Origin of the sequence: Stenotrophomonas lacuserhaii, assembly GCF_039674585.1 — a bacterium.
Classification (GTDB): domain Bacteria; phylum Pseudomonadota; class Gammaproteobacteria; order Xanthomonadales; family Xanthomonadaceae; genus Stenotrophomonas; species Stenotrophomonas pennii_A.
Window position 1 is genome coordinate 26,508 of the sequence record NZ_JBDJNU010000038.1, and the last position, 10,404, is coordinate 36,911.

The 10,404-nt window shown below is 67.7% G+C and carries 10 protein-coding genes; 4 read left to right on the forward strand and 6 right to left on the reverse strand.

What is annotated here, in order from left to right; all coding sequences use genetic code 11:
* Positions 1-214 precede the first annotated feature (214 nt).
* Both ABE522_RS13800 and ABE522_RS13805 read left to right on the forward strand, forming a co-directional pair.
* Entirely contained in the window at positions 215-1,117 is a 903-nt protein-coding gene (locus tag ABE522_RS13800) for a L,D-transpeptidase family protein (RefSeq protein ID WP_406846361.1), read from the forward strand.
* Between the two features lie 4 nt (positions 1,118-1,121).
* On the forward strand, positions 1,122-1,817 hold the full coding sequence (locus ABE522_RS13805) for a M23 family metallopeptidase (protein WP_346592177.1): 696 nt from the start codon (positions 1,122-1,124) through the stop codon (positions 1,815-1,817).
* 209 nt (positions 1,818-2,026) lie between these two features.
* On the opposite strand, the gene ABE522_RS13810 is transcribed toward ABE522_RS13805, so the two are convergent.
* The 6 genes from ABE522_RS13810 to hflK all read right to left on the reverse strand — a co-directional run bounded on the left by ABE522_RS13810 (position 2,027) and on the right by hflK (position 8,667).
* Entirely contained in the window at positions 2,027-2,461 is a 435-nt protein-coding gene (locus ABE522_RS13810) for a pyridoxamine 5'-phosphate oxidase family protein (protein WP_346592178.1), read from the reverse strand.
* A 220-nt stretch (positions 2,462-2,681) separates the two neighbouring features.
* Entirely contained in the window at positions 2,682-3,974 is a 1,293-nt protein-coding gene (locus ABE522_RS13815; protein ID WP_042613514.1) for an adenylosuccinate synthase, read from the reverse strand.
* A gap of 205 nt (positions 3,975-4,179) precedes the next feature.
* The gene (locus ABE522_RS13820; protein WP_346592179.1) at positions 4,180-6,162 is read right to left on the reverse strand and encodes a M13-type metalloendopeptidase; all 1,983 of its coding nucleotides are present in this window, start codon (positions 6,160-6,162) and stop codon (positions 4,180-4,182) included.
* A 261-nt stretch (positions 6,163-6,423) separates the two neighbouring features.
* On the reverse strand, positions 6,424-6,609 hold the full coding sequence (locus tag ABE522_RS13825; RefSeq protein WP_346592180.1) for a DUF2065 domain-containing protein: 186 nt from the start codon (positions 6,607-6,609) through the stop codon (positions 6,424-6,426).
* A 64-nt stretch (positions 6,610-6,673) separates the two neighbouring features.
* Positions 6,674-7,537 (reverse strand): protease modulator HflC, encoded by an 864-nt coding sequence (hflC, locus tag ABE522_RS13830; RefSeq protein WP_042613511.1) that lies wholly within the window; start codon positions 7,535-7,537, stop codon positions 6,674-6,676.
* Entirely contained in the window at positions 7,534-8,667 is a 1,134-nt protein-coding gene (gene hflK, locus ABE522_RS13835; protein WP_346592181.1) for an FtsH protease activity modulator HflK, read from the reverse strand. The genes hflC and hflK overlap by 4 nt, the downstream gene beginning before the upstream one ends.
* A 143-nt stretch (positions 8,668-8,810) precedes the next feature.
* Here hflK and ABE522_RS13840 point away from each other — a divergent pair, with 143 nt between their 5' ends.
* Both ABE522_RS13840 and pilH read left to right on the forward strand, forming a co-directional pair.
* Positions 8,811-9,806, forward strand: coding sequence for a YhdH/YhfP family quinone oxidoreductase (locus ABE522_RS13840; protein ID WP_346592182.1), 996 nt, complete (start codon positions 8,811-8,813; stop codon positions 9,804-9,806).
* 88 nt (positions 9,807-9,894) lie between these two features.
* A complete protein-coding gene (pilH, locus tag ABE522_RS13845; protein WP_101099900.1) occupies positions 9,895-10,266 on the forward strand; it encodes a twitching motility response regulator PilH in 372 nt (123 codons plus the stop codon).
* Positions 10,267-10,404: the final 138 nt, after the last annotated feature.

Below are 10,404 nucleotides of genomic sequence, written 5' to 3' on the forward strand. Positions count from 1 at the left end.
ATCGGCCAAGACGCGCCGCAGCGGTAGTGTCCAGCTTGCTCGCCCCCCGTCCACGCCGAGCGCTCAGCCGCGCGTCAGCCTTTTCACGGTGGCTGCGCACGTCCCATGGGCATGGTGGAGGCATTCGAACAAGGAGTTCCCGATGCTGCGCAAGCGCCCGCCCCTTTCTTCCCTGCTGATCGCCTGCCTCGGCCTTGCGGCCACGCCCCTGGCGATGGCCCAGGCACCGGCACCTGCCGCCCCCGCCCAGACTGCTGGTGCGCAGCCGGTGAACATCGAGCCGCGCTCGCCGCTGCATGCGCAGGTATTGCTGGACCGCGCGAACTTCTCGCCCGGCCAGATCGACGGCGAGGTGGGCTCGAACCAGCGCCGTGCCGTGAGCGGCTTCCAGGCCGCACGCGGACTCAAGGTGACCGGCGAGCTGGACGAGGAGACCTGGCAGGCGCTGCAGGCCGACAGCACCAACATGCTGGTGCGCTATACGCTCACCGCCGAAGATGTGGCCGGTCCATTCCAGCCCACGCCGAAGGGACCCGCCGCACAGGCACAGCTGGAAGCGCTTGGCTTCGGCTCGGTGGCCGAAGCGCTCGGCGAGCGCTTCCACGCCTCCCCGGACCTGCTCAAGGCGCTTAACCCGGGCGTGGATCTCGGCAAGGCCGGCACGTCGATCCAGGTGCCGAACATCGGCGGCGGGGCCTTGCCGAAGGCGGCCAAGGTCCTCATCGACAAGTCCGATTCCACCCTGCAGTTGCTGGATGACCAGGGCAAGGTGCTGGCGCAGGTACCGGTCTCCTCCGGCAGCCAGCACGATCCGTTGCCGATCGGCGAGTGGAAGATCCTCGGCGTTGCGCGTGACCCGACCTTCCATTACAACCCCAAGCTGTTCTGGGACGCGAAGAAGGGTGACAGCAAGCAGACCCTGCCGCCGGGCCCGAACAATCCGGTGGGCGTGGTGTGGATCGACCTTTCCAAGCCGCACTACGGCCTGCACGGCACGCCGGAGCCGGGCCACGTCGGCAAGACCGAATCGCATGGCTGCGTGCGCATGACCAACTGGGATGCGCTGCGCGTGGCCGATGCGGTGGGCCCGTCGATCACCGTGGTGATGCAGGAGTAAGCCGATGCGCGTGATGCCGTTGATCGCAGTGGGGTTGGTGGTGGGTATCGGCGCCGGTTGGTGGCTGTTCGGCCAGCGTGGCGCGGCGGTGGATATCGCGCCGGTGGATCCGGCGTCGGTGATTGCCGTGCCGGGCGAACCGGCACCGGCGCCTGCGGTGACGCCCGAAGCCGTGTCCGCACCGTCTCGTTCATCGCTGCAGGTGGCTGCTGCGGCGCCGGCCCTGCCGGCTGCACCGCTGGTCGCCACGCCTGCCGCCGCGCCCGCGTCCAGCGGACTGCTGCTGCCGGTGCAGGGCATCGCGCCTTCGCAGCTGCAGGACACCTTCACCGATGCGCGCAGCGAAGGCCGGGTACACGATGCCATCGACATCATGGCGGCCGAAGGCACGCCGGTGCTGGCGGTGGCGGACGGCCATGTCGAGAAACTGTTCGACAGTGACAAGGGCGGACTGACGATGTACCAGTTCGACCCCGATGGCGTGCACTGCTACTACTACGCACACCTGCAGCGTTACGCCGACGGGCTGGTAGAGAAGAAGCAGATCAAGCGGGGCGAGGTGATCGGCTACGTGGGGAGTACCGGCAACGCCAATCCGCAGGCACCGCACCTGCACTTTGAAGTACATGTGCTGGGACCGGAGAAGCAGTGGTGGAAGGGGAAATCGATCAATCCGTATCCGTTGCTGACGGGTCGTTGATCCCAAGGGCGCCGCTGCGCTCGCCGACCATGGGTCGGCGCTACCGGAGCGTGCTGCGTGCCTGCCGCTGCGCTCGCCGACCATGGGTCGGCGCTACCGGGGGGTGATGCGTGCGCTGCCGCTGCGCTCGCCGACCATGGGTCGGCGCTACCGGGTGGGCGGGTTTCTGGTAGCGCCGAGCCATGCTCGGCGGGAACCCTACTCTCGCGTCACACCGTCAACTCGCCATTGTCCTCGCCATCCCACCAGGCGATGCGCGAGGCACGCACGTGCAGCAGCACCAGTCCGGGTGTATCGATGCCCCGCTCGAACCAGCGCTCAAGGTCTTTCACCCAATGCTCGGCAAAGCTCGCCTTGTCCGTATGCAGATGGCAATGCCCCTGCACCGCGACGAAGATCGGCGGCTTGCCCAGCAGCGACTTGGCACCGGTGAATGAGAGTCCCACCTTCGGATCGCGGCGGATGTCGGCCACCATGCGGGTGTTCTCGAACGTGAAGAACCAGCTGTCACCGTCGTAGTCCACGTCACCGTTGTTGCTCATCGGCCGCGCCGCGTGCTCGCCGCCCTCGGTGGTGGTCTGCAGCATGACGAAATCGATATCGGCCATCTTCCTGGCCAGGTCCTGCAGGGTGTGGGCGCTCATCGGTGATTCCTGGGGGGTGATGCGCCGAGGGTGGAGCGGCCGCGGTAAATGCACCGTGTAGGGCCAGCGAGGGCGATGTGCAGTGTCGGCGTAAAACGGCAGAGGGCGTGGCGACCGATGGTCGTCACGCCCTCTGGTGGAGCCCGCCGAGCATGGCTCGGCGCTACCTCCTGGTCGCCGAGCATGGCTCGGCGCTACCGGGTTGTCCCGTCGTCTGGGATCAGGCGAACGGGTCCTGCAGGACCATGGTGTGGTCACGGTCCGGACCGGTCGACACGATGCTGATCGGGCAACCGGCCAGCTCTTCCAGCGAACGCAGGTAGGCCCGCGCGGCCGGCGGCAGATCGTCCCAGTTGGTGATGCCGTGGGTGTTCTCGGTCCAGCCCGGGAATTCCAGGTACACGGGGGTGCACTCTTCCCAGCCCTGGCCATCCAGCGGTGCGTATTCGGTGCGCTTGCCACGGTATTCGTAGGCGATGCAGATCTTCAGCTTTTCCATGCCATCCAGCACGTCCAGCTTGGTGATGCACAGGCCGCTGATGCCGTTGATCGCCACCGCGCGCTTCAGCGCCACGATGTCCATCCAGCCGCAGCGACGCGGCCGACCGGTGGATGCACCGTACTCGGCGCCACGGTCACGGATGCCCTGGCCGATCTCATCGTCCAGTTCGGTCGGGAACGGGCCACCGCCCACGCGCGTGGCGTAGGCCTTGGCGATACCCAGCACGTAATCGATGGAATCGGCGCCCACGCCGGCACCGGCCAGCGCACCACCGACGGTGGTATTGGAACTGGTGACGTACGGGTAGGTGCCGTGGTCGATGTCCAGCAGCGCGCCCTGCGCCCCTTCGAACAACACCCGCTTACCCTGCTTGCGCAGGTCGTGCAGGATGCCGGCCACGTCGGACTTCATCGGCTGCACGTATTCGCCGAAGGCCAGCGCTTCGTCGAAGGTCTGCTGGAAATCGACCGCGTCGGTGCCCAGGTACTTGGTCAGCACGAAGTTGTGGTAATCCAGCGCGGTGCGCAGCAGTTCTTCCAGCTGCGCCGGGTAATGCAGGTCGGCGATGCGGATGCCGCGACGCGCCACCTTGTCTTCGTACGCCGGACCGATGCCACGGCCGGTGGTGCCGATCGCCTTGCCACCGGCAGCGCGTTCGCGCGCCTGGTCCAGGGCGATGTGGTACGGCATGATCAGCGGCGCGGCCGGGGATATCTTCAGGCGCGAACGCACTTCCACGCCGGAGGTTTCCAGCTCGGCGATTTCCTTCTGCAGCGCGGCCGGCGAGATCACCACGCCGTTGCCGATCAGGCACAGCGCATCGGCGCGCAGGATGCCCGACGGAATCAGGTGCAGGACGGTCTTCTTGCCATTGATGACCAGCGTGTGGCCGGCATTATGGCCGCCCTGGAAACGTACCACGGCACCGATTTCCTCGGTGAGCAGATCGACGATCTTGCCCTTGCCTTCATCGCCCCACTGGGCACCAAGCACTACGACAGACTGACCCATGACGGGCTCCTCGAATTGTGTGCGGCCATCGGGGCCGCGGACGGGTAAACCGTGGCGAGGCTGGCCAGCGCGGGGTGGCGGCTCCAACGGGGAGGCGCCGGCGATGGAGGGCCCGGACACGGAAAAAGCCGAACGGGAGGCCCGTCCGGCTTTTGTGCATTATCCGGGTTTCGAGGGGCAGGTGCCACCCTGCCCCGGACGCGGGTCAGCCGGTGTTGGGGCCCACCGGGCCCACCCAACCGCCAGCAGCGGTGGGGAGGATGCGATCGAAGGGCGCGTTGGGCCGGGGTTCGCAACCGAAGGCGGCATCGAATCCTTTCAACGACCGGCCCAGTTCGGCACGGAACGGTCCCGGCGGATGCCCCTCCTGTTCGATCTGCGCCCGCAGTTGCCGGGCGGTCGGATTGGCCGCATGCAGGCCGGCTGCCGCGACGAAGAACCGCTTGCGGTCGAATGACCGCCCGGCCGCCGCCGCCTCGGCTTCCCCGGCCCTCAACGCCGCGCTGAGCCCGCGCAGGTCGGCCCCGGCTTCATCCAGCACGCGGGTTGCATCGAGGTGCGAGGTGCCTATCCACAGGTCACCGATGCGCTGGCGGATGGCCGCATCATCCTGCGCCATCATCGACTGGCCCGGGTCACTCAGCCCGATGGCGTCGCTGAGTACATGGCCGAGCTCGTGGCCGATCATCATGCCCAGCGTCGCCCACCGCGCCTCACGCTGCGGTGCCTGCCCGGCCAGGCTGGCAAGCATCGCGGGCGACACGCGAACCAGCCCGTCGATGATGTTGGTGCCGATCGAAAGGTGATGGGCCGGGAGCGCAGTGTCTTCGCCCTTCCCGCGTCCCTCGATGATGTCCAGGTCATCGCACAGTGCGAAGGCGGCCAGTGACTGCAGGTTGGCGACCAGGTTCCCGCCAGCGGGGAAGGCAGTCCAGTCCCGGCCGCTACCGGCTTGCTCCAACACCAGCCGCGTCGCGGCCAGCGTCTGGTCCAGGAGGACCCGGTCCTCAGCAGGCAGGGCAGAGGCCGCCACGTCATCGCGGAACACCTGCTTGAGCGCGTCGAACATGCGGGTGGCGGCCACGAGTTGCTCAGGCGCCGCACGCGCTGCGTACCAACTGCTCAACAGCAGGCGTCCGCCCGGCCGCTGGTCCAGCATCCGCAGGATGTCGGGCGGCTGCATTCCGCTGTCCAACGCGTGTTTCAATATCGCCGCTTCGCGATAGCGCAGGAACACTTTCCAGTCTTCGACAGGGCGGTCCATCAGCAACTGACCCACTTGACGGCAACGTGCCAGGTCGGTGAACAGCGCCGTCATCGGATCCAGCCCCAGCGCCTGCCACAAGGTGGCCCAAGGGAAGCCAGGCGCGGCCCGTTCGGCCTGTTCCCGCGTGCAGGACTGCAGCTGCGCCGGGGCCGCCGCGATGATCCGCTCCATCTCCATGATGGTCCGCGCAGCCGACTCCGTTTCTGCAGCCGGCATGCCTGTCAGCGACAGCAGCGCGCCAATCTGCGCCCGATGGGCCACCACCCGCGGGTGCGTCGTTGGCAGCGCATGCAACCCGGTGTCCTCCCCCCGCCCTGGCGCCACCACCAGCACACCGTTGCGGAAATAGCGTTGCACACCGAGCAGCGAGGCCTGGCCGCGCGACATCGCCTGGCAGAGGTGGCGCTCCACCTCATCGCGGCTGGACAGGCCCCTGATCGCAGCCAGCTGGGGTTGGAAGGCGCTCCACTGCCTCGCCGAAGGAGATTGCGCACTGGCCCAGATTGTCGCCAGCACCGCCTCGGCGCCTCGTCCCGCAGCCGACGCCTGCGGGGCATCGACGAGGATCGACTGCACCACGGCTTGCTTGAGTTCGCCGAAATGGCTGGGCTGTTCGCGCGCAGGCGGGTGGCCCAGCTTCCAGAAACCATTGGCGTACTGGTCCAGGTCCGTGCACGGATCGGCGAACCACGCCGCGATGCCCTGCCAGAGCAGCGAGCTGCCACCGCCGCCGCTCTCTTCGGCCACCGCAAGCGCCTCTTGGTTGGCCAACTCGGCCAGGGGCTCGGTGAGCGACGTGAACAGGCCCGGGTGGAAACCGTGGCGTGGCATTGCCGGCGGCGGGAGCGCGCCACGCGGGACGTTCTGGACCCGCGTGGCGGTCGTCGCCGCAGCCTGCCCCGCAAGCAGCAGCGCGGTCATCACGGTCAACGTGGACCGACGGTCCCACGGTCTGTTGCCAACGTAACGCACCCCGGATGGGGGCCGCGGCGGCGCTCGCAATCGGGCAGACACGGGCTGCCTGCATGCGGCCCTCGCGGCCTCGTTCCCGCCCTGACGCGCGCACGCGTCACCTGCTCCGATCGGCATCGCCGCACCTCCTGTTGGTCGAGGCTTGACGTTAGTAACAGAGGTTTCAGCGTGCCAAGAGCCGTATGCGACGACGCGCGATGGATGACACCCTCAGTGCCGGACCCACCACAACAGGCTCAAGCCCGCCAGCAGCACCAGCCCGCCGAAACTGCGCAGCGCGGGGCCTGGCAGGTCCATCAAGCGCTCGGCCATGCGCTTCCATGCCAGTGGCGCGGCAAACAACAGCAGGCCTTCCAGCACCGCCACCAGGCACAGCGCGGCAAACAGGTCTTTCATCCAGCGGCTCCACAAAAAGCACGGGGCCCGGACATGCCGGGCCCCGTGGCGAAACGACGGCGACTCAGCGGTCGCTCTTCAGGTACTGCAGGAACGGATCATTCTTGTCCAGCACGATCACGCCGTTGCCATCGGTCAACGAGTTCCGGTAGGCCTCCAGGCTGCGGGTGAACGCAAAGAACGACGGGTCGGCTGAACCGGCCTGGCCGTAGATCCGCGTCGCTTCGGCATCACCTTCACCGCGCATGCGCTGGGCATCGCGCTCGGCTTCGGCCACCAGCACGGTCGCCTCGCGGTCGGCCTGGGCGCGGATGGTGAGCGACTGTTCCTCGCCCTCCGCCCGCAGCTTGGCCGCTTCCTGCTTGCGCTGGGCGCGCATGCGCTCGTACACGTCGTTGATCACCTGGCTGTCGGTCGGCAGGTCGATCTGCTTGATGCGCAGGTCGATGATCTGCATGCCCAGGCCCTGCACGGCTTCGTTGATGCCGGTCAGCTGGTCGGCGATCAGTTCGCTGCGGTCACCGGACACCAGCTCGGTCAGCGAACGCGAGTTGATCTGGTTGCGCAGCGAATCGGTGATGATCGGTGCCAGGCGGGCGTTGGCCACGCGCGGATCGCCACCGGTGGCGCGGAAATAATCGCCCACGTTGGAGATGTAACCGATGGCGAAGAAGTCGACGCTGACGTCCTTCTGTTCGGCGGTGAAGTAACGCGCCGGCGCGGTATCCAGCACCTGGAAGCGGCGATCGAACACGCGCACCGTTTCCACCAGCGGCACCTTGAAGTGCAGGCCCGGCTTGATGTCGGCCCGGACCACGCGGCCCAGGTTCAGCACCATGCCGGTCTGGTCCTCGCGGACCACGAACACCGACCCCAACAGGCCGAACAGGATCACGACCACCAGGCCGATCCACAGTGAACTCCTCATTGGCTGCCCTCCTCACGGCCGCTCGGTCGTCCCGTCGGTCGGCCTGTCGGCCGGCCTGCATCACGCGGGGTGGGGCTTGCACTGCCGGTCACGGCAGGCAGCACGACATCCGGGTTGGACAACGGCAGCTGCGCGGCACCGGTCGGGCGCGTTTCACCCGGGAACGGCACGTACAACACCTGGCGGCTGTCGCCACCGATCACCTTGCGGTTCTCGGCCAGCACTTGCTCGACCGTTTCCAGCCACAGGCGCTTGCGGGTCACGTCCGGCGCGTTCTTGTACTGCTGCTGCAGCAGCGTGAAGCGCTGGGCGTCACCCTCCGCACGCGAAACCACGGCGGCCTTGTAGCCTTCGGCGGTGGTACGGGTGCGGGCGGACTGGCCGCGCGCTTCCGGAACCACCTTGGCCGCGTAGGCCTGCGCTTCGTTGATCAGCCGTTCCTTGACCTGCTGCGCGCCGTTGACCTCGTCGAAGGCCGGCTTCACTTCTTCCGGCGGACGCGCGTCAGGCAGGGTCAGGCCGGTCACGGTGACACCGGTGCGATACGCGCCCAGCAGGGTCTGCAGGCGGGTTTCGGCGGCGGTCGCCAGCGGGCCACGGTTGTTGAGCACCGAGTTCAGGTCGGCACGACCGACTTCTTCGCGCACCGCGCTCTGCGCCGACTGCTCCAGCACCTGGTTGGCATCGAAGGTGCCGAACAGGAACAGGCGCGGGTCGTCGATGCGGTACTGCACGTTGAGCGAGACGTTGACGATGTTCTCGTCGCGGGTCAGCACCGGCACCGAGACCGAGAAGGTCTTGATCTCCGTGGCGTTGACCTTGGTCACCGACTCGATCGGCCAGGGCAGCTTGAAGCTGGGGCCTGGCTGCAGGATGCGCGAGAACTGGCCGAAGCGCAGCACCACGCCACGCTGCTGTTCGCCGATCAGCTGGAAGCTGGAGAACAGCAGCAGCAGGACCGCCGCAATGACGATCCAGCGGACGATGCCGCCATCGAACATGTCTTTCAACGGCCCCGGGAACCCACCCCAGCCACCACCAAATCCGCCGCCGCGGGGCTTGGAAGGCCCCCGCCGGTTGTCTTCGGGACGTTGTCCGTCCCTGTTGCCGCCGGGTGTATTCCAGGCCATGCACGCTCCATCTGAATTGGGCCGCGCCACGGGCCCTTCCCGTGACACCAGCCTTGTACCGGTTTCCCTGATTCTACAAGATGGGGCGGACCAGGAGGATTGGAAGGGGGTAAGGTGATATTTCCCCGTCAGCGAGCGTTCCAATGTCCCTTCCGGCCACCTTCAGCGCCTTCCGCATCCACAACGACGACCACGGCCACCGCAGCGGCCTGGAATCCATGCAGGCAGACGATCTTTCCGCCGGGCAGGTGCTGATCCGCGCGCAGTGGTCGTCGGTCAACTACAAGGATGCCCTGGCCGGGACCGGCCGCGGCCGCATCCTGCGGCGGTTTCCGCTGGTCGGCGGGATCGACGTGGCGGGCGTGGTGGTGGCTTCGACCGACCCGGCCTGGCGCGAAGGCGATGCGGTGTTGGCGACCGGCTGCGGCCTGAGCGAAACCCGTGACGGTGGCTACAGCCAGTACGTCCGGCTGGAATCGAGTGCGGTGATCGCCCAACCGCCCGGGCTGACCCCGCGCGAGGCGATGGTGCTGGGCACCGCCGGCTTCACCGCTGCGCTGGCCCTGCTGCGCATGCAGGACAACCGCCTGACGCCCGGGCATGGGCCGCTGGCGGTGACCGGTGCCAGCGGCGGCGTCGGCAGCCTGGCCGTGGATATCTTCAGCCGCGCCGGCTATGCCGTGCATGCGGTGAGCGGCAAGCCGGAGCAGGCCGACTGGCTGCGCTCCATCGGTGCCAGCGAGGTGCTGCCGCGTGACGCGCTGGCCGACACCGCGCCGCTGCAGTCGGCGCGCTTCGGCGGTGGGCTGGACAATGCAGGCGGCCCGATGCTGGCCAGCCTGCTGGCACAGACCGTCGGCTACGGCAGCGTGGTCAGCGCCGGATTGGCGGCCGAGCCTTCGTTGGAGATGACGGTGATGCCGTTCATCCTGCGCGGCGTGTCGCTGCTGGGGGTGTCTTCGGCCAGCGCCCCGCGGGCGCTGCGCGAGCAGGTCTGGGAACGCCTCGGCAGCGACTGGAAGCCGACGCACCTGGAAGCGATCTGCACGCGGGAAATCGGGCTTGCCGAGCTGCCGCCGGTGTTTGAAAGCATGCTTTCGGGCGGCTCGCGCGGGCGTACCGTGGTACGGATCGACTGAACGTCGCAGGCGGGCGACGGACGGCACGTTGTCGGCTTCTCCGCGAGGCAAGCGGCGCACTACACTGCGGCATCACCTGGGGAGCAACATGGCACGCATCCTGATCGTCGACGATTCACCATCGCAGCTGTTGGGGATACAGCGCATCGTCGAGAAGCTGGGCCACCAGATCCTGACCGCCACCGATGGGGCGGCCGGCGTGGAAACCGCGCGTGCCGAACTGCCTGACCTGGTGCTGATGGACGTGGTGATGCCCAACCTCAACGGCTTCCAGGCCACCCGCACGCTGGCCCGCGACGAAACCACCCGCCACATCCCGGTGATCCTGGTGACCACCAAGGACCAGGACACCGACCGCATGTGGGGGATGCGCCAGGGCGCGAAGGCGTACATCACCAAGCCGTTTTCGGAGGACGAACTGTCCGAGGTACTCGAACGCGTGTTCGCCGGGCAGCCCTGACGGGTCGTTGGTCGAACGGGTGGGACCCCCTCGCGGGTGGCGTTCAGAGCTGCCGCTTTGGGTGGGCCGGGGGGGGGGGGGGGTTGGGGGGAGGGCCCCAAAAAAGAAAAATAAAAGGAAAGCGACAAACCCCTCAAA